Source organism: Streptomyces corynorhini (assembly GCF_003346515.1).
GTDB lineage: Bacteria > Actinomycetota > Actinomycetes > Streptomycetales > Streptomycetaceae > Streptomyces > Streptomyces corynorhini.
In genome coordinates this window covers 55,143-75,079 of the sequence record NZ_QQNA01000145.1, presented here as the reverse complement: position 1 = coordinate 75,079, position 19,937 = coordinate 55,143, and the positions used below count along the sequence as shown (strand labels likewise).

12 protein-coding genes and 1 tRNA gene are annotated in these 19,937 nt (G+C 71.8%); 1 reads left to right on the top strand and 12 read right to left on the bottom strand.

Annotation, left to right across the window (positions count from 1 at the left end; translation table 11 throughout):
* Positions 1-71: 71 nt before the first annotated feature.
* The 11 genes from DVH02_RS18905 to bldG form a co-directional block, all read right to left on the bottom strand.
* Positions 72-145, bottom strand: a tRNA-Thr gene (locus tag DVH02_RS18905).
* Between the two features lie 98 nt (positions 146-243).
* A complete protein-coding gene (locus DVH02_RS18900) occupies positions 244-1,803 on the bottom strand; it encodes an alpha/beta hydrolase (protein ID WP_114624992.1) in 1,560 nt (519 codons plus the stop codon).
* A gap of 184 nt (positions 1,804-1,987) precedes the next feature.
* Positions 1,988-3,193 carry a DNA polymerase III subunit delta' gene (locus tag DVH02_RS18895; protein ID WP_114624991.1) on the bottom strand — a complete coding sequence of 402 codons (1,206 nt, stop codon included), beginning with the start codon at positions 3,191-3,193 and terminating at the stop codon, positions 1,988-1,990.
* Between the two features lie 380 nt (positions 3,194-3,573).
* Positions 3,574-6,996 (bottom strand): dTMP kinase, encoded by a 3,423-nt coding sequence (tmk, locus tag DVH02_RS18890; RefSeq protein WP_114624990.1) that lies wholly within the window; start codon positions 6,994-6,996, stop codon positions 3,574-3,576.
* Between the two features lie 166 nt (positions 6,997-7,162).
* The gene (gene topA / locus DVH02_RS18885; RefSeq protein ID WP_114624989.1) at positions 7,163-10,027 is read right to left on the bottom strand and encodes a type I DNA topoisomerase; all 2,865 of its coding nucleotides are present in this window, start codon (positions 10,025-10,027) and stop codon (positions 7,163-7,165) included.
* 390 nt (positions 10,028-10,417) lie between these two features.
* The gene (locus DVH02_RS18880; RefSeq protein WP_114625012.1) at positions 10,418-10,615 is read right to left on the bottom strand and encodes a hypothetical protein; all 198 of its coding nucleotides are present in this window, start codon (positions 10,613-10,615) and stop codon (positions 10,418-10,420) included.
* Between the two features lie 344 nt (positions 10,616-10,959).
* Entirely contained in the window at positions 10,960-12,462 is a 1,503-nt protein-coding gene (locus DVH02_RS18875) for a DUF7059 domain-containing protein (protein WP_114624988.1), read from the bottom strand.
* 195 nt (positions 12,463-12,657) lie between these two features.
* Positions 12,658-13,257 (bottom strand): small secreted protein, encoded by a 600-nt coding sequence (locus DVH02_RS18870; protein WP_114624987.1) that lies wholly within the window; start codon positions 13,255-13,257, stop codon positions 12,658-12,660.
* Between the two features lie 268 nt (positions 13,258-13,525).
* Positions 13,526-15,883, bottom strand: coding sequence for a sodium-translocating pyrophosphatase (locus tag DVH02_RS18865; RefSeq protein ID WP_114624986.1), 2,358 nt, complete (start codon positions 15,881-15,883; stop codon positions 13,526-13,528).
* Positions 15,884-16,159: 276 nt separating this feature from the next.
* Positions 16,160-16,615 carry an ATP-binding protein gene (locus DVH02_RS18860; RefSeq protein ID WP_114625011.1) on the bottom strand — a complete coding sequence of 152 codons (456 nt, stop codon included), beginning with the start codon at positions 16,613-16,615 and terminating at the stop codon, positions 16,160-16,162.
* Between the two features lie 100 nt (positions 16,616-16,715).
* Positions 16,716-17,057: an anti-sigma factor antagonist BldG gene (gene bldG / locus DVH02_RS18855; RefSeq protein WP_114624985.1), complete on the bottom strand. Its 342-nt coding sequence runs from the start codon at positions 17,055-17,057 to the stop codon at positions 16,716-16,718.
* Between the two features lie 79 nt (positions 17,058-17,136).
* Here bldG and DVH02_RS18850 point away from each other — a divergent pair, with 79 nt between their 5' ends.
* Positions 17,137-19,686 carry a DEAD/DEAH box helicase gene (locus DVH02_RS18850; protein ID WP_114624984.1) on the top strand — a complete coding sequence of 850 codons (2,550 nt, stop codon included), beginning with the start codon at positions 17,137-17,139 and terminating at the stop codon, positions 19,684-19,686.
* Here the strand turns inward: DVH02_RS18850 and DVH02_RS18845 are convergent.
* Positions 19,568-19,933, bottom strand: coding sequence for an Rv3654c family TadE-like protein (locus tag DVH02_RS18845; RefSeq protein WP_407697646.1), 366 nt, complete (start codon positions 19,931-19,933; stop codon positions 19,568-19,570). The genes DVH02_RS18850 and DVH02_RS18845 overlap by 119 nt on opposite strands.
* Positions 19,934-19,937: the final 4 nt, after the last annotated feature.

The window sequence follows — 19,937 nt, the reverse complement described above, 5'->3', positions numbered from 1 at the left end:
CGGCCCCAGCCCGTCGATCTCGGAAAGCACAAAACCCCAGGTCACGGCGAGTGAGTCCTGGGGTTTCGCAGAGCCGCCTTCGGGATTCGAACCCGAGACCTACGCATTACGAGTGCGTTGCTCTGGCCAACTGAGCTAAGGCGGCGCTGCCGTCGGCACCATGGTGCGATCAGCGGCGCGGCCAAGTCTACACAGTTTCCGAGGGTGCTTCGTACACGCCATGGGGGACGGTCTCTGTGCAGGTCAGGAGCACTTCTTGGCGGGGGTCGGCGGTGTGCCCTCAAGGAGGTAGGTGTTGATCGCGGTGTCGATGCAGTCGCTGCCCCGGCCGTACGCCGTGTGGCCGTCGCCGTTGTAGGTGAGGAGCGTGCCGGAGGAGAGCTGCTCGGCCAGGGACCTGGCCCACTTGTAGGGGGTCGCCGGGTCGCGGGTGGTGCCGACCACGACGATCGGCGCCGCGCCCTTGGCTTCGATGCGGTGCGGGGAACCGGTGGCCTTGGTGGGCCAGTAGGCGCAGTTCAGGGAGGCCCAGGCGAGGTTTCTGCCGAAGACCGGGGACGCCTTCTCGAAGGAGGGGAGGTCCTGGGTGACTTCCCCGGGGCCGCTGAAGGCGGGCGGGAGGTCCAGGCAGTTCACGGCGGAGTTGGCGAACATCAGGTTCTGGTACGAGCCGTCGCCGTCGCGTTCGTAGTACGAATCGGCGAGGCCGAGGAGGGCCGTGCCGTCGCCGTCCATGGCCTGGGCCAGGGCCTCGCGGAGCTGGGGCCAGGCGGACTCGTCGTACATCGCGGCGATCACGCCGGTCGTGGCCAGGGACTCGCCCAGCTGTCGGGTCTCGCCGGTCGGGACGGGCTCGGCGTCCAGGCCCTTGAAGAACGCGTTCATACGAGTGGCCACCTCGGCCGGCGACTTCGTGCCGAAGGGGCAGTCGCTCTGTTTGACGCAGTCCCGGGCGAAGGACTGGAAGGCGGTCTCGAAGCCGGCCGTCTGGTCGCGGTTGAGATCACGGGCCGGCAGGGAGGGGTCCATCGCGCCGTCGAGGACCAGGCGGCCGGTGCGCTCGGGGAACAGCTCAGCGTAGGTCGCGCCGAGGAAGGTGCCGTACGAGGCCCCTACGTACGAGAGCTTCTCGTCACCGAGCACCGCGCGGAAGATGTCCATGTCGCGCGCGGTCTCGACCGTGGAGACATGCGGCAGGATCTCGCCGGACCTCTTCTCGCAGCCCGCCGCGAACTTCTTGAAGGCCCCGGTCAGCCGCGCGATTTCGGCCTGGTCGTCGGGCGTCTGGTCGACCTGCGTGTACGCGTCCATCTCCGTGCCGCTGAGGCACTCGACCGGCTCGCTGCGGGCGACGCCGCGCGGGTCGATGGCCGCCATGTCGTACTGGGCGCGGACCGGCGCCGGGTAGCCGATGGCCGCGTACCCCTGGAGGTAGCCGATGGCGGAGCCGCCGGGGCCGCCCGGGTTGACGAGGAGGGAGCCGAGGCGCTTGCCGGGGCCGGTGGCCTTCTTGCGGGAGACGGCCAGGTCGATCTGCTTGCCGTCCGGCTCGGCGTAGTCCAGCGGCGCCTTCATCGTGGCGCACTGGAAGCCGGAGACTCCGCACGCGCGCCACTTGATCTTCTGGCCGTAGAACTTCTTCAGGGCGGCCTGATCGACGGATACGGAGCCCGAGCCAGTCGCCGAGCCGGCGCCCTCGTCCGACGAACCGGAGGACGAGCCGCCGGAGCTGCATCCGGTGATCAGCAGACCGGCCGCCACGAACGCGGCGGCGGTGACACGGAACGGGCTCCTGGATTCCATCCGGGGAGCCTAGCCGCCCGGCCCGGTCCGACGTGTGTCCACGCTCGTACGGGTGAGTCCCGGCCGCCCGCCCGGCGCCACGCGGACGGCACCGCACGCCCGGCGGGCACGCCGCACGCTCGACGGGCAGCCCACCCGGCACCTGCCCGGCACCCGCCCGGCCCGATCAGCCCGCCCGGCCCGATCAGCCCGTTCTCAGCGACACCGCCATCGCCTCCACCGCCAGCAGCGGCGCCACATTGCGGTCGAGCGCCAGGCGGCACGCGCCGATCGCCTCTATCCGGCGCAGCGTCCGCTCCGGCGTGGAATCGCGGGCGATCCGCTCCAGCGCGTCCCGTACGTCACCGTTCGCGAGGGGCACCCGCGAGCCGAGCTGGAGGGCGAGCACATCCCGGTAGAAGCCGGTCAGATCGGTGAGGGCGAGGTCGAGGCTGTCGCGCTGCGTACGGGTGGAGCGGCGCTTCTGGCGGTCGGCCAGCTCCTTCATCACGCCCGCCGTGCCCCGGGGCATCCGGCCGCCCGCCGAGGCGCCGAGGGCGGCCTTCATGTCCTCCGTCTCCTTGGCGTCGACGTCCTCCGCGACCTGCTTGGCGTCCTCCGTGGCCGCGTCGATCAGCTCCTGCGCCGCCTTGAGACAGCCCCCGATGTCGGCCACGCGCAGCGGCATCTTCAGCACCGTGGCCCGCCGGGCCCTGGCCCGTTCGTCGGTGGCGAGGCGGCGGGCCCTGCCGATGTGCCCCTGGGTGGCCTGGGCGGCGGCCTGGGCGGCGGCGGGCTCGATGCCGTCCCGTCTGATCAGGACGTCGGCGACGGCCGCGACGGGCGGCGTGCGCAGCACGAGATGGCGGCAGCGGGAGCGGATCGTGGGCAGGACATCCTCAAGAGAAGGGGCGCACAGCAGCCAGACCGTACGGGGAGCGGGCTCCTCCACCGCCTTCAGCAGGACGTTGCCCGCGCCCTCGGTGAGCCGGTCGGCGTCCTCCATGACGATGACCTGCCAGCGGCCGACGGCGGGCGAGAGCTGGGCGCGGCGGACCAGCTCCCGGGTCTCCTTGACCCCGATGGAGAGCAGATCGGTGCGGATCACCTCGACGTCCGCGTGCGTGCCGATCAGGCTCGTGTGGCAGCCGTCGCAGAACCCGCATCCCGGCTCGCCGCCCAGCGCCCGGTCCGGGCTGGTGCACTGGAGGGCGGCGGCGAAGGCGCGGGCCGCCGTGGAACGGCCCGAACCCGGCGGTCCGGTGAACAGCCAGGCGTGCGTCATCTTGGACGCCTCGGGCGGCGCGGTCCCCGTGGCGTCGGCGGTGACGAGCGCGTCGGCGTCGCGGGCCGCCGCGGCGAGCGCGACGTGCACCCGGTCCTGCCCGACCAGTTCGTCCCATACGGTCATACGCCGTCACCGCCCCGTGCCTGTCGTGTCCGGCCACGTTCCCGTGCCCGGACGGTGTCGTTCCGTCCCGGGCTCCGCGGCCCGGATTCCATTGTGGGGCCGGGGTCTGACATCCCGGCCCCACTGGCGCCGACACGCCACGCCTGTACGACCCAGGCCCTGTCTGACAAATCCCGCCCGGCCGACGGCGCCTGGGCCCGCACGCTCGCCGCGTTGTCGCGGTCTCCCCAGTACAGCCCGTACGGGAGAGACCCCCCGCCGTGCGGGAGCGCGTCGCATCCGAAGGACGCGTCAAACGCCGAGGCGGAAAGAGCGCAGCGCACCGGACGCCGCCGACCCCGCCCTACCCCGGGGCACGGCGCTCCTTCGAGGACAGGGGCCTAGCGACGGCGTCCGCCCCTGCCCTCGTCGTCGTCCTCGTCACGCGGGCCGAGCAGTTCGTCCGCCAGGGTCGGCAGATCGTCCAGCGGGGTCTCCTCCGCCCAGTCCGAACGCCGGCGCGGACGCTCGCGCTCCGGAGGCCGTCCGGGACCGGCCTCCGGGTCGATCTGGGGCAGCTCCCGCGTCCGCTCGTTGCCGTTCTCGGCGGGCGCCGGGCGCGCGTCGTCGCGGAAGAAGCCGTGTGGCACCCGGTCTGCGGGATCGGAGTTCCGTACGGGCGGGAGGACGGCGGTCTCGTCGGCCCCGCGCGCGTCCCGCGCGCCTCGCGCGTCCGTCGCGCCGCCACGGCCGCCGGAACGGCTCCCGTCCCGCCGCCGCTCGTCGCCCGGCCGCTCGTCACCCCGTACCGGCGGCAGCACCGCCGTCTCCGCGGGATCGGCCGGCCCGGAACCCGTATCCGTACCAGCGCCCGTGCCCTCGCCCCGCCGGGGCTCGTCCTTGGGCCGCAGATCCTCCGGACGTACCGCCGGAACCTCCTGCGTCACGTCGTCGGGGGCGATCGTCCGCTTCCGCACGACGGGCGTGGGCACGGTCAGCTCGTTCGGCGAATGGGACGGCGGCTCCGGGCGCTCCGGGGATTCCGCCGCCGTGGCCGCCGCGGCGGCGGCTGCCGCCTCCTCCGCTGCCCGACGCGCCTCCTCGGCCCTGACCAGGGCCTCTTCGGCCTTGCGCTGCTTCTCGCGGCGCCGTTCCTCGGCCTCAGCGCGGAGCCTGGCCTCTTCCTTGGCCTGCTTCCGCAGCCGCTCCTGCTCCGCCTCGTACGCCCGCTCCTCGGCTTCGCGGCGCTTGCGCTCCTCCTCGGCCTTCCTGCGGTCCTCCTCGGCGCGCTGCCTGGCCTCCTCCGCCTGCCGCTCGGCCTCGCGCTGCCGGGCCTCTTCCAGCTCCCGGCGCTTGCGCTCCTCCTCCTCGGCACGGAGCTTGGCGAGCTGGGCCTCCCGCTCGCGCGCCAGCCGCTCCTCCTCCGCCTTGCGCGCCGCCTCTTCCTCGGCCTTGCGCCTGGCCTCCTCGATGGCGGCCTCGCGCGCCGCCTCCCGCGCCTTCAGCTCGGCCTCGGAGAGCGGCAGCGACTGGTCGAGCCGGTGCCGTACGACCGTGGTGATCTCCTCCGGCAGCTGACCGGCGTCCACGACGAGATAGCGCGTCGGGTCGGCGGCGGCCAGCGTGAGGAAGCCGGTGCGCACCCGCTGGTGGAACTCGGTCGGCTCGGACTCCAGCCGGTCGGGCGCCTCCGTGAACCGCTCGCGCGCCGTCTCGGGGGAGACGTCGAGCAGCACGGTCAGATGCGGTACGAGTCCGTCCGTCGCCCAGCGCGAGATGCGGGCGATCTCGGTCGGCGAGAGGTCGCGGCCCGCGCCCTGATAGGCCACGGACGAGTCGATGTAACGGTCCGAGATGACGATCGCACCGCGCTCCAGGGCGGGGCGTACGACCGAGTCGACGTGCTCGGCGCGGTCGGCGGCGTACAGCAGCGCCTCGGCGCGGTTCGACAGACCCGCGCTCGACACGTCCAGCAGGATCGAGCGGAGCCGCTTGCCGACCGGCGTGGCGCCCGGCTCGCGCGTGACCACCACTTCGTGGCCCTTGGCGCGGATCCACTCCGCGACCGCCTCGACCTGGGTGGTCTTGCCCGCGCCGTCCCCGCCTTCCAGTACGAGGAAGAAGCCGCTGCCGGCCGGGACCGGCGCCGGGTCGGCGCCGCCGCGCAGCGCGTCGCTCAGGTCACGGCGCAGCGGCACTCCCGAGCGGTCGTCCGTCTTGGCCAGGACCACCGCGGCGAGCGGCAGCAGCAGCGCGCCGACCAGCATCAGCGTGAAGGCGGCGCCGTCGTGGGCGAAGACGAAGGTGCCGCTCGCGAGGCGGTGCGGGCCGATCGCCGCGGCGACGAGCGGGGCGACGACCACACCGAGCGCGACGAAGGCCCCGACCATGGCGTGCAGGTGTTCGGTGACGCGTCGACGGCGGGCGTCCTCGATCTCCACGTCGATGAGGTCGTGGCCGGTACGGGCCACCACTCCGGCGGTGAAACCGGTGAACAGCGCGAGGAGCAGCACTGTCGCCGTGTCGGGCACGAGCCCCATGGCCAGCAGCGCGACACCGGTGACCGCGATCGCCAGCGCGAACAGCCGACGCCGCGAGAGCGCGGGGGCGACCTTGGCGGCGTGGCGGATGCCCAGCCCCGTACCGCCGGTCAGCGCGAGTACGAGCAGAGCGAAGGCGACCGGGCCGCCGCCGAGGTCCTTGGCCTGGAGTACGGAGACGGCCACGGCCGCCGCGATGGCCGCGGCGATGGCCGCGCAGGCCAGCACGAGCAGCGGCACCGCGCCCGTACGGCCCTTGTCGGCGGCGCGGTCGGCCGCCGCGCCGGGGCCTCGCAGCCGTTCGAGCGGGGAGCGCGGCCGGGGCGTGAGCCCGTCGGGCAGCTCCAGGAAGTACAGCGTGGAGACGGAGGCGGCGAACAGACCGGCCGCGACGTAGGAGCCCAGCGCCGCCTGATGCAGCGTGAACCAGTCGATGCCCGTGCCCAGCAGATTGCCGACCAGCGTGGCGACCAGGAGGACCACCGCCGCGGCGGGTACCGCGAGGAACGTCGTGCGCAGGGAGAGCCGGCGCAGCGCGTCGAGGTGGTCGGGCAGCGGGCGCACCGCCGCGCCCTCCAGTGGAGGCGCGGGCAGCAGGGCCGGCGCGGCGCTCTCCTTGGCGACCGTCCAGAAGCGCTCGGCGACGCCGAGGACGAAGACGGTGCTGAGGAGGATCGGAAGCGCGCGCTCCGGAGTCCAGTCGAGCCACAGCGGCGCGACGATGAGCAGCCCGAGACGGAGCACGTCCGCGACGATCATCGTCCAGCGCCGGTCCAGCGGCCCGCCGTCCCGTTGCGGTTTCGCGGGCTTGCCCGCGGCGGCCGAGGCCGCGGCGGCGATCGAGGCGCCGGAGAGGTCAGGTTCGCCTGTGGTGGCCCCGGGAGCGGTCTTCTCCGCCGAGGTCGCCGGCTTCACCAGCCGTACCGGCTTGGCGGGTCGGACACCGGTGCCGGGCGCGACCAGCGCCGACAGCGGCCCGAGGAGCACCGCTCCGAACAGCAGCGTGGCGAGGATCCGGGCACCGAACACGGCGGCGACGGCGAACGCCGCGCCCCGGTATCCAGCACCGAACGAGCCCTCGGCGATCGCCGCCTGCAACGACAGCAGCAGAAGCACGAGTACGGCGAGTACGTCGCCGGTCCCGCCGGCGAACTGGGCGCCCCACAGCCGCCGAAGCGGAGGGAGACGCAACAAAGATCGTACGGCGCGCTCTCGTGAGTCTGCGGCAAGTGCGTCGGAGTCGGAGGTGGGGCTCACGACCGTTGGCTGCTCGGCTCGCGTCATTCGCCCAGCCTATCCGGCCCCACTGACTGCCCGACGCCCCCGTCCGAACATACGAACGTGTGACCCGGTGGACGGCCCGGTCAACGACGTGAACAGCCGGAAGGGGCGGGGGCCCGGCACACTGCCGGACCCGCCCCTCCGCACATCCGCCCGCGTCAGCCCCGCGTCAGCCTTCGGCGTTCGCCGCCGACGACCTGGCCGCCGTCTTCTTGGCCGTGGCCGTGGCCGTCTTGGCGGACGTCGCCGTCTTCTTCGCGGCGGTCTTCTTCGCCGTGGTCGTCTTCGCCGCCGTCGTCTTCTTGGCCGCCGTCTTCTTCGCCGGGGCCTTCTTGGCGGGGGCCTTCTTCGCCGCCTTCTTGGCGGTCTTCTTGGCCGGGCCCTTCGCGCGCTTCTCCGCGAGCAGCTCGTAGCCCCGCTCCGGCGTGATCGTCTCGACGCTGTCGTCGGTGCGCAGGGTGGCGTTCGTCTCGCCGTCCGTGACGTACGGACCGAAGCGGCCGTCCTTGACCACGACGGGCCGCTCGCTCACCGGGTCCGTGCCGAGTTCCTTCAGTGGCGGCTTGGCCGCCGCGCGTCCGCGCTGCTTGGGCTGGGCGTAGATCGCCAGCGCCTCGTCCAGCGTGATGTCGAAGAGCTGGTCCTCGGCCGTCAGCGACCGCGAATCGGTGCCCTTCTTGAGATACGGGCCGTACCGGCCGTTCTGCGCGGTGATCTCGACGCCTTCCGCGTCCTTGCCCACCACCCGCGGCAGGGACATCAGCTTGAGCGCGTCGGCGAGCGTGACCGTGTCCAGGCTCATCGACTTGAAGAGCGAGGCGGTACGGGGCTTGACCGCGTTCTTGCCGGTCTTCGGCGTGCCGTCCGGCAGGACCTCGGTGACGTAGGGACCGTACCGGCCGTCCTTGGCCACGATCGGGTGGCCGCTCTCCGGGTCGACGCCCAGCTCGAAGTCGCCGCTCGGCTTGGCGAGCAGCTCCAGCGCGTACTCGACCGTCAGCTCGTCGGGGGCCAGCTCCTCGGGCACGTCGGCCCGCTGGTGGCCCTCCTCGTCCTTCTCACCGCGCTCGACGTACGGGCCGTAGCGCCCGACGCGGAGCATGATCCCGTCCCCGACGGGGAACGAGGAGATCTCCTTGGCGTCGATCGCGCCGAGGTCCGTGACGAGTTCCTTGAGACCGCCGAGGTGGTCCCCGTCGCCGTTGCCCGCGCTCGAAGCGGCGCCCGCGCGGTCGTCGCCCTCACCGAAGTAGAAACGCTTCAGCCACGGCACGGCCTGGGCCTCGCCCTGGGCGATCCGGTCGAGGTCGTCCTCCATCTTGGCCGTGAAGTCGTAGTCGACCAGTCGGCCGAAGTGCGTCTCCAGCAGGTTGACCACGGCGAAGGACAGGAAGGACGGGACGAGCGCCGTGCCCTTCTTGAAGACGTAGCCGCGGTCGAGGATGGTGCCGATGATCGAGGCGTAGGTCGACGGGCGGCCGATCTCGCGCTCTTCCAACTCCTTGACCAGCGAGGCTTCGGTGTAGCGGGCCGGCGGCTTGGTGGCGTGCCCGTCGACCGAGATCTCCTCGGCGGACAGCGCGTCGCCCTCTGCGACCTGCGGCAGCCTGCGCTCGCGGTCGTCCAGCTCGGCGTTCGGGTCGTCTGCGCCTTCGACGTACGCCTTCATGAAGCCGTGGAAGGTGATCGTCTTTCCGGAGGCGGAGAATTCCGCGTCCCGGCCGTCGCTCGACGTGCCGCCGATCCTGACGGTGACACTGTTGCCGACCGCGTCCTTCATCTGGGAGGCGACGGTCCGCTTCCAGATCAGCTCGTACAGCCGGAACTGGTCGCCGCTCAGCCCGGTCTCCGCCGGGGTGCGGAAGCGGTCGCCGGAGGGGCGGATCGCCTCGTGCGCCTCCTGCGCGTTCTTGACCTTCCCGGTGTACGTACGCGGCTTGTCCGGCAGATAGCTCGCGCCGTACAACTGCGTGACCTGCGCACGAGCGGCGGAGACCGCCGTGTCGGAGAGGGTCGTGGAGTCCGTACGCATGTAGGTGATGAAGCCGTTCTCGTACAGCTTCTGCGCGACCTGCATCGTGGACTTCGCCCCGAAGCCCAGCTTGCGCGACGCCTCCTGCTGGAGGGTCGTCGTGCGGAAGGGCGCGTACGGGGAGCGGCGGTAGGGCTTGGACTCGACCGAGCGGACGGCGAAGGAGGTGTCCGCCAGGGCGGCGGCCAGCGCCCGCGCGTTCTCCTCGTCCAGATGGAGCACCTGGTCGGACTTGAGCCGGCCGTCGGGACCGAAGTCGCGGCCCTGGGCGACACGCCGGCCGTCGACCGAGTTCAACCGGGCGACGAGTGACGAGGGGTCCGACGGGTCCCCGGCGCGGCCGGTGGAGAACGTGCTGGTCAGGTCCCAGTACTCGGCGGAGCGGAAGGCGATGCGCTCGCGTTCGCGCTCGACGACGAGCCGGGTCGCGACCGACTGCACGCGACCGGCGGACAGGCCGCGCATGACTTTCTTCCACAGGACCGGCGAGACCTCGTACCCGTAGAGCCGGTCCAGGATGCGGCGGGTCTCCTGGGCGTCGACCATCCGCGTGTTCAGCTCGCGCGGATTGGCGACGGCGGCTCGGATCGCGTCCTTGGTGATCTCGTGGAAGACCATCCGGTGGACCGGGACCTTGGGCTTGAGCACTTCCTGGAGATGCCACGCGATGGCTTCGCCCTCGCGGTCCTCATCGGTGGCGAGGTACAGCTCGTCGGAATCGGCCAGCAGCTCCTTGAGCTTTCTGACCTGGGACTTCTTGTCGGCATTGACGACGTAGATCGGCTGGAAGTCGTTTTCGACGTCCACGCCGAGCCGGCGCACCTCGCCCGTGTACTTCTCGGGCACCTCGGCGGCCCCGTTCGGGAGGTCACGGATGTGCCCGACGCTCGCCTCGACGACATAGCCAGGGCCGAGGTAGCCCTTGATCGTCTTCGCCTTGGCGGGCGACTCGACGATGACGAGTCGACGGCCGCCGTGTGCGGTCTCGCTGGTCGGGGACAACTTCGCTCTTCTCTCCGGTCGACGCTCGGTGGGCCCGTACGGGAGTACGGCAGTGCGGTACGGCGGGACCGGGTGCGGCCCCGCGGTGACGCTGCTTCGCTGCGGAGTGTGACGGTACAACCCGCCCCCGTGTCAAACGGCAAAAGCCCGCAGCGGCCACTCGAACGGTAACCCGACTCCAGGCGTTCCTGCCGCCCGGACCCCCGTGGCCGTCGCGTCGCACCGGGTCCGCGGTCATTCCGCCGAGGGGCGTGCGGGTGGCCCGCCGGAGAACGGGCCCGCGCCGTTCCACGCAGGTCCCGCCCAGGTCCGAGGCCCTGTGGGCGGTGCCGGAAAGGTCGGTTCGATCATGGTCAGGACGTTCCGGTAGAGCTGTCCGGAACGCGTGGATCACATACGTCCGAAGCACCACAGGCCGAGAGCGAGAAAGACCACGCCCGAGAGTGTCGTGACAGTAATGGCCGCTTTCGGCCGCGCGCCGAGGGCCACCGGCCGCCCGTGCAGCACTCGCGCCCCCGTCCAGAGCAGGATCCCCGCCCCGAACAGCGCGAACGTCGTCCCCGCGAAGATCGCCGGTCCACTCTCCATCGTCCCGCCCCCGTCCACCCGTGGCGCCCGCCGAGGGGCGCCGACATCCCCGGAGGCCGAGGCTGGCACCCCGGGGCGTCACCGGCGCGAACTCCGGGTGAACGGCGTACGCGGGTTACCCCGAAGCGCGGGGGCGTCCGCGCCACGCGCCCCCGCTGCCCGCTCCCCGTAAGGCGCCGGGCACGCGCTCCCTCCCCGCCCCGCAGTCCCCGACCGCCGCAGGCCCCTTACGCGCCGGATCCGTGCACGCCAGCTCCCTACACGACGGATCCATGCAGGCCAGCTCCGTGCGCGCCAGCTCCGTGCGCGCCGGATCCATGCGCGACGGCCTCGGCCCGGCGTTGTCACGGCTCGGGGACCGGCTCCAGGAAGCCCTCCTCCACCAGCAGCCGGACCGCCTGCGGCGTACGGTCGCGCAGCAGCACCGCGTCCTCCCCCGTCAGTTGCGCGATGGCGTCCAGGATCCGCCCGGCGCTCAGGGTCCCGTCGCTGACCCCCGCGAACCCCGCAGCGACCGTGTCGACCTTGGTCGCCCGGCGCATGCCCCGGTTCTGACGGAGCACCACGTGCTCCGGGTCCTCGGCCCCCGGCAGCCCGACCTGCTCCTGAACCACCTCGGGCGCCAGCGTGAAACGGCCGGTGAGAAGCGCGGCGTCGTCGTGTGTCCGCAGATAGTCCTGCCGCTCGAAATGCGCCCGCACCGTCGGTCCGAGCGGCTGCTCCACCGGGTGGGGCCACTCCTCCGCGACGATCGACGGCCGGTCGCTGTCCGACCTCCTGAGCGTGATCCAGCCGAAACCCACCGCTTTGGTGCCGTGCGCCTCGAACTCGTCCAGCCAGGCCCCGTACCGCGCGGCGTACGCCTCCGGGTCGCCGCGGTGGTCACCGCTGTCGCGCAGCCACAGCTCGGCGTACTGCGTGATGTCCTGGACCTCGCGCTGCACGATCCAGGCGTCGCAGCCGCGCGGCACCCAGGAACGCAGCCGCTCCTGCCACTCCTCCCCCTCCACGTGCTGCCAGTTGGCGAGGAAGTGGGCGAACCCGCCCTTGTTCAGCCGCTCGCCCGTCTGCTGAACGAGCGTGCGGCACAGATCGTCCCCGCCCATCCCGCCGTCCCGGTAGGTGAGCCGGGCGCCGGGTGAGATCACGAACGGCGGGTTCGAGACGATCAGGTCGTACGTCTCGTCCGCCACCGGCTCGAACAGTGAGCCCTCGCGCAGCTCGGCGGGCGGCGCGTCGGAGAGGGCGAGGGTCAGCCGGGTGAAGCCGAGCGCGCGCGGGTTGAGATCAGTGGCGGTGACCCGTGTGGCTTGCTGGGCTGCGTGCAGCGCCTGGATGCCGGAGCCGGCGCCGAGGTCCAGCGCGCTGCCGACGGGCGTACGGACCGTGAGCCCCGCCAGCGTCGTGGAGGCGCCGCCGACACCGAGCACCACGCCCTCGCCATGGCCGCTCGCGCCCGAGGCGCCGCCGACGGCGCAGCCCAGGTCGGAGACGATGAACCAGTCCTGGCCCTCGGGTCCGCCGTACGGCCGCACGTCCACCGTCGCGCGGATCTCCTCGCCGTCCCGTACGACCCAGCCGTCGGCCAGCGCCTCGTCGAGCGGGAGCGCGGCGCGGGCCGCCGCGTGCGGGACGGGGCCCTGGAGGAGAAAGAGCCGCACGAGCGTTTCGAGCGGGGTGTCACCACCGGTGGCGCGCAGCGCGGGCACGGTCTCGCTGCGGGCCAGCGCGGCGTAGGCGGAGGCGCCGAGCAGGTCGAGCAGACCGTCGGCGGTGAAGTCGGCGGCGAGCAGGGCCGCGCGGAGTCGGGGCGAGTGGTCGGACGCGGGAAGGCTGGTCGTACTCACCCGCCCATTGTGGCCGCTCCCACTGACAACGGCTCGCGGCCCGGTCCCCGATTCGGGGGCCGGGCCGCTGATTTCACCCGCGGAGCCGTCCGTCGGCGCCCGGTACCGGGCGGCAGCGGCGGCACGCCATCGCGGTCACGACCGCGCGCCGCGCGGTCGTGGCGCCAGGCGGGTCGCCGTGGGGGTGAGGCCCCGTCAGGACTGGCCGCCGGCCGCCGTCGGGGCGCTGGAGCCGCCCGTCGAGGGGGACGGCTTCTGGCAGCCGGGCTGCCGGGCCATGGCCTTGCCGACGTCACCCGACTGAAGCCGCTGGAGGGCGTGGTCGCCGCTCGTGCTGAGCTTCTCCAGCTCGTCCGCGACGCCCTTGAGGCCGTCGGCGAACTTCGCCTGGTCCTTCGTGTCGAGTGCGTCGACCTTGGTCTTGAGCCCCGCGTACGCCGTCGACGTGGCGTTCAGCTCCTTGACGGCCTCCTGCTGGGTCTTCTCGCCCTCGTCGCCGGGCGGGGCACCCGCGCTGTCCACGGCGGTGCCCAGCGCCTTGTACGCCTGGGAAATCGACTGGAAGGCGGCGGAATCGGTCTGCTGGACCTCGGCGGGCTTGCTGCGGTCCGAGGTGGCCTGCTGAATGGAGTTGTTGGCACTCGCGATCTTCGTCAGCTGGGGCTGAACCTGATCACAGACCTTCTTCGCCCAGTTGTTCACCTTGCTGTCAGTGTCGTCGCCACCACTGCAGCCGGACAGCGCCATGAGCAGTACCGCACCGCCGGACAGCGCGGCTACAAGCTTCTTGTTCACCGGATGGGTCCCTTCCAAGGCTCTCGGCCCCGGAACATACACGCCGAGAGGGCGACAACCCCGCGCCGAACGTCCGATCCGTATGCTATTGCAGCCATTTGCACCAAGAGAGAGACACCTCACGCCCACCGGGCGTTCCGCCCCACGCGAACAGAGCGCGGGCGGAACGGGGCGGGCAGGCACGAGGCGGAGCGGGCGGGGGCGCTCCCTGCCCGCTCCCCCGCCCGCTCCGCCCGCCCGGCTCCGCGTTATCCCACCGGTGGCGGGCTCATGACACGGGGACGCTGTCGTCCACCGTGACCGAGCGCCTCTTGGACACGTACACCGCCCCGATGATCACGACGAGCGCCAGCGCCGTCACCAGAGCCCGGATCCCGGCGTTGGCGTTGTCGCCGTAGCTGAACTGCACCACCGCCGGGGCGATGAGCAGCGCCACCAGGTTCATCACCTTCAGCAGCGGGTTGATGGCGGGCCCCGCGGTGTCCTTGAACGGATCCCCGACGGTGTCGCCGATGACCGTGGCGGCGTGGGCGGCGCTGCCCTTGCCGCCGTGGTGGCCGTCCTCGACCATCTTCTTGGCGTTGTCCCAGGCACCGCCGGAGTTGGCGAGGAAGACGGCCATCAGCGTGCCGGTGCCGATCGCGCCCGCCAGGAAGGACCCGAGCGCCCCGACCCCGAGCGAGAAACCCACCGCGATCGGTGTGAGAACGGCGAGCAGGCCGGGGGTGGCCAGCTCGCGGAGCGCGTCCTTGGTACAGATGTCGACGACACGGCCGTATTCGGGCTTCTCCGTGTAGTCCATGATCCCCGGGTGCTCGCGGAACTGCCGCCGCACCTCGTAGACCACGGAGCCGGCCGACCGCGAGACCGCGTTGATCGCCAGCCCGGAGAAGAGGAAGACGACGGCGGAGCCGATGATCAGCCCGAACAGGTTGTTCGGCTGCGAGATGTCCAGACTGAGCGTCAGCCCGCTCGCCCCGGCCCCCACATCGGCCACGGCGGTGGCGATGGCGTCCCGGTACGAGCCGAAGAGCGCCGCCGCGGCGAGTACGGCCGTGGCGATGGCGATGCCCTTCGTGATGGCCTTCGTGGTGTTGCCGACCGCGTCGAGGTCGGTGAGCACCTGCGCGCCCGCGCCCTGGACGTCGCCGGACATCTCGGCGATGCCCTGGGCGTTGTCGGAGACCGGGCCGAAGGTGTCCATGGCGACGATGACGCCGACGGTGGTGAGCAGCCCCGTACCGGCCAGCGCCACCGCGAACAGGGCGAGCATGATCGATGTGCCGCCGAGCAGGAACGCCCCGTACACCGCCAGGCCGATCAGCAGCGCCGTGTAGACGGCCGATTCGAGGCCGATGGCGATGCCCGCGAGCACCACCGTGGCGGGGCCGGTCAGGGCCGATTTCCCGATGTCCCTGACCGGGCGCCGGGTGGTCTCGGTGAAGTACCCGGTCAGCTGCTGGATCAGCGCGGCGAGGACGATCCCGATGGCGACGGCGACCAGCGCCAGCACCCTCGGGTCGCCGCCGTGTCCGAGGATCGCGCGGTCGGTCACCCCGTCCAGCTCGGCGTAGCTGGAGGGCAGGTAGACGAAGACCGCCACGGCCACCAGGACGAGCGAGATCACGGCCGAGATGAAGAAGCCGCGGTTGATGGCCGACATGCCGCTGCGGTCGCTGCGGCGCGGGGCGACCGCGAAGATCCCGATCATCGCGGTGATCACGCCGATCGCGGGGACGATCAGCGGGAAGGCGAGTCCGAAGTCCCCGAACGCCGCCTTGCCGAGGATCAGCGCGGCGACCAGCGTCACGGCGTACGACTCGAAGAGGTCGGCGGCCATGCCCGCGCAGTCGCCGACGTTGTCGCCCACGTTGTCCGCGATGGTGGCGGCGTTGCGCGGATCGTCCTCGGGGATGCCCTGTTCCACCTTGCCGACCAGATCCGCCCCGACGTCGGCGGCCTTGGTGAAGATGCCGCCGCCGACGCGCATGAACATGGCGATGAGGGCCGCCCCGAGTCCGAACCCCTCCAGGACCTTGGGGGCGTCGGCGGCGTAGACCAGGACCACGCAGGAGGCACCGAGCAGCCCGAGCCCCACGGTGATCATGCCGACCACGCCACCCGTGCGGAACGCGATCTTCATCGCCTTGTGGGAAACCGTGGTCAGATCCTTTTCCGGCTCGCCCTCCGCGGGTGTCGCCTCCCTCGCGGCGGCGGCCACCCGCACATTGCTGCGTACCGCCAGACGCATGCCGATGTAACCGGTGGCCGCCGAGAAGAACGCACCCACCAGGAAGAACAGCGAACGTCCCGCACGCTGCGACCAGTTGTCCGCCGGTAACAGCATCAGCAGAAAGAACACCACGAAGGCGAAAACGCCGAGGGTGCGCAACTGCCGTGCCAGATAGGCGTTGGCGCCCTCCTGCACGGCCGCTGCGATCTCTTTCATGGAACGCGTGCCCTCGTCGGCGGCCAGCACCTGGCGCACCAGCAGTTGGGCGACGAACAGGGCCGCCAGCGCGACGACCGCGATGACGATCACGATGAGCCGGTTGCCGTCGGTGAGTACCGCGGCCGCGAGAGAAGTGGGGTGCTCGGACAGGTGTGGATGGAAGTGCCCCGCCATTCGTCCTCCTTGACGCTCAGCGTTCAAGATGGACGGATTGTAGGGAGCCGCACCCGATCGAAACAGAGCACGCCACAGAACAGAATCATTGATCAATGATCAATAACCTGGGGATTTCGTCGGGAAATGAAGAAAGACCCTGCTCGGCAGGGTCTTTCCCAAGATCGGAAGGATCTTTCTGAAAAGTCGATCAGGAGAAGGAATCACTCGCCCGGCACCGGACCGGACCGGACCGGACACTCCATGACCGGCCGGACACGATCAGAGCGGACGGGATCAGGGCGGCGTCACCGCCGGCGTGGTGGGCCAGCTCATCCGGATGACACCCCCGTCGGCATCCGAGGTGACCTCCACGTCGTCGACGAGGCCACTGATGACCGCGAGGCCCATCTCGTCCTCGCCCTCCGCGTCGCTCTCCTGAAGCTCGCCCGAGGAGGCTCCGTCGGCACCGGAGGATTCCCCGGTGCCACCGCCGCCCGCTCCGGACACGCCGTCGCCGACCTCGATGGAGAAGACTTTCTCCTCCTCGGTCAGCACGACCCGCACCGGGGCGGTGATGCCGTGCCCCCGATGCAGGCCGACAGCCCGGCTGCACGCCTCACCGACGGCGAGTCTGACCTCGTCCAACACAGCCTCATCGACGCCCGCCCGACGAGCCACGGCAGCGGCCACCAGACGGGCCGTCCTGACGTGTTCGGGCTGGGCGCTGAAGCGGAGTTCAACGGTGGCCATGCGATCCCCCTCGAACGTACGAGCGTGCGAACTCACAGGCGGGGGCATCCGGACGTGGCGCCCGGTGCCTCTGCCTCGATCCTCCGGAAAGGCCGCGACCTCAGTCGGTGGCGTTCACGGCCTCGTCGACCGAGTTGTGGATCGGGAACACCTTGGTCAGACCGGTGATCCGGAAAATCTTGAGAATGCGCTCCTGGTTGCAGACCAGCCGCAGCGAGCCCTCATGGGCACGCACACGCTTCAGTCCGCCCACGAGAACGCCCAGGCCGGTCGAGTCCAGGAAGTCCACGCCTTCCATGTCCACTACCAGGTGGTAGCTGCCGTCGTTCACCAACTCGACCAACTGCTCGCGCAGCTTGGGCGCGGTATACACATCAATCTCGCCACCGACCTCGACGACCGTACGGTCGCCAACAGTGCGAGTCGACAGGGACAGGTCCACGGATCCTCCAGCACCTTGCTATCGAGCGGTCGCCCCTCGGGTCTCCCCGACGGAGCCAGGGGACGTATCGCCAGCCGCGATGGCATTCAATCACTTACCAGCAGTCATGCACGACGCCTTCGGACCATTGTCCGTCACACCAGTGACAGACTCGGTGCCGATGGCCACGAATCAGCACCCCGGTGGACGCCCGGAGAGCGGGGGCGACAGCCCCTCCCCCCACACGATCCTCGACCGGCTCGCCACGGGGGCGGGCCGCGCTGCGCGCATCACCCATACGGAGCACCTGCCCCCACGTGAGGGACGTCATGCGGTCTGGCCCGATCGCATCCGCCCGGAAGTGATCAACGCCATTCGGCTGGCCGGGATCGACCATCCGTGGACCCATCAGGCGCGGGCCGCCGAGCACGCCCTCGACGGCGAGTCCGTCGTCATCGCCACGGGCACCGCCTCCGGCAAGTCCCTCGCCTATCTCGCGCCCGTGCTGTCCACTCTCCTGGACGGCTCGGAGGCCCCCAACGGCCGGGGCACGACCGCGCTCTACCTGGCCCCGACCAAGGCCCTCGCCGCCGACCAGCGCCGCTCGGTCAAGGCGCTCGCGACGCCGCTGGGCAACAGCGTGCGCCCCGCCGTCTACGACGGGGACACCCCCGTCGAGGAACGCGAATGGGTCCGGCAGTACGCCAACTACGTGCTGACCAACCCCGACATGCTCCACCGGGGCATCCTGCCCTCCCACCCCCGCTGGGCCTCCTTCCTGCGCTCCCTGCGCTATGTCGTCATCGACGAGTGCCACACCTACCGCGGCGTATTCGGCTCCCACGTGGCACAGGTAATGCGGCGGCTGCGACGCGTCTGCGCGCGGTACGGGGCGGATCCCGTCTTCCTGCTCGCCTCGGCCACCGCCGCCGAGCCCGCCCGGTCCGCGGGGCGGCTGACCGGCCTGCCGGTCCACGAGGTCGCCGACGACGCCTCTCCCCGGGGCGAGCTGGTGTTCGCCCTCTGGGAGCCGCCGCTGACCGACCTGCACGGCGAGAAGGGCGCTCCCGTGCGCCGCAGCGCCACCGCCGAGACCGCCGACCTCCTCACCGACCTGACCGTGCAGGGCGTCCGCAGCGTCGCCTTCGTACGCTCCCGGCGCGGTGCCGAACTCGTCTCGGTCATCGCCCAGGAACGGCTGGCCGAGGTCGACCGGTCGCTGGCCCGCCGGGTCGCCGCCTATCGCGGCGGCTATCTCCCGGAGGAGCGCCGCGCCCTGGAGAACGCCCTGCACTCCGGCGAGCTGCTCGGCCTCGCCGCCACCAGCGCCCTGGAACTGGGCATCGACGTCTCGGGCCTGGGCGCCGTCGTCATCGCGGGCTACCCGGGCACCCGCGCCTCGCTGTGGCAGCAGGCCGGCCGGGCCGGCCGCTCGGGCCAAGGCGCGCTGGCCGTCCTGGTCGCGCGGGACGACCCGCTGGACACCTTCCTCGTCCACCACCCCGAGGCGCTCTTCCGGCAGCCCGTCGAGTCGACCGTCCTCGACCCCGACAACCCCTATGTGCTCGCCCCCCATCTGTGTGCCGCCGCCGCCGAACTTCCCCTCACCGAGGCCGATCTGACGCTCTTCGGCCCGGCCGCCCCCGGTCTCCTGCCACAGCTGGAGACGGCGGGGCTGCTGCGCCGCCGCACCACCGGCTGGTACTGGACCCGCCGTCAGCGGGCCGCCGACCTCGCCGACATCCGGGGCGAGGGCGGCCGTCCCGTCCAGATCGTCGAGGCGGGTACGGGCCGGCTGCTGGGCACGGTGGACGAAGCGGCCTCCCACACCGCCGTCCACGAAGGCGCCGTCCACCTCCACCAGGGCCGTACCTATCTGGTGAGAGAGCTGGATCTCACCGATTCGGTCGCCCTCGTCCAGGAGGCGGTCCCGCCGTACTCCACCACCGCCCGTGACACCACCGCCATCTCCGTCCTCGAAACCGACACCGAGATCCCGTGGGGCGAGGGCCGCCTCTGCTACGGCTCCGTCGAAGTCACCAACCAGGTCGTCTCCTTCCTGCGCCGCAGGCTCATCACCGGCGAGGTGCTCGGCGAGAGCAAGCTCGACCTGCCACCGCGGACCCTGCGCACCCGCGCCGTGTGGTGGACGGTCACCGAGGACCAGCTCGACGCGGCCCGGGTCAACCCCGAGCAGCTGGGCGGCGCGCTGCACGCGGCCGAGCACGCGTCCATCGGGATGCTGCCCCTCTTCGCCACCTGCGACCGCTGGGACATCGGGGGTGTCTCCGTGCCGCTGCATCCCGACACGCTGCTCCCGACGGTCTTCGTGTACGACGGCCACCCGGGAGGCGCGGGCTTCGCGGAGCGGGCCTTCCGGACGGCCCGCGAGTGGCTCACCGCCACCCGTGAGGCCATCGCCTCGTGCGAGTGCGACGCGGGCTGTCCCTCCTGCGTCCAGTCGCCCAAGTGCGGCAACGGCAACGACCCGCTGCACAAACGCGGTGCCGTACGCCTGCTGACCGAGCTGCTCAAGTCGGCGCCCGGAGAGGAGACGCGGGTGGAGCGGAGTCCGGTGGCGAAGGCGAAGGCCGAGGTGGCGGCGGCCGGGGCGGAAACGGCGGCCCCGCAGGGCCCGCCCGAGCCCTGACCGCGGGCGTGTACGGCCCGAAGGCGGCGCGCGCGGTCACGTCGGAGATCTCCCCGCTCAGGGAGCACCGCACCACCTCACCGCCCTGGGCGGCCGCCACCTCGACCGCCCTGCGGCACGCCTCCGCCGGTCCGGCGAGCGCGTGGTCCGCCGCCGCGAGCGCGGCCAGATCGGCCACCGCGCCCGCCCGGTGCCGGGCGGCGACCGCCTGTCCCATGGCGAGCACCACCGCGAACACCGCGCACATCATG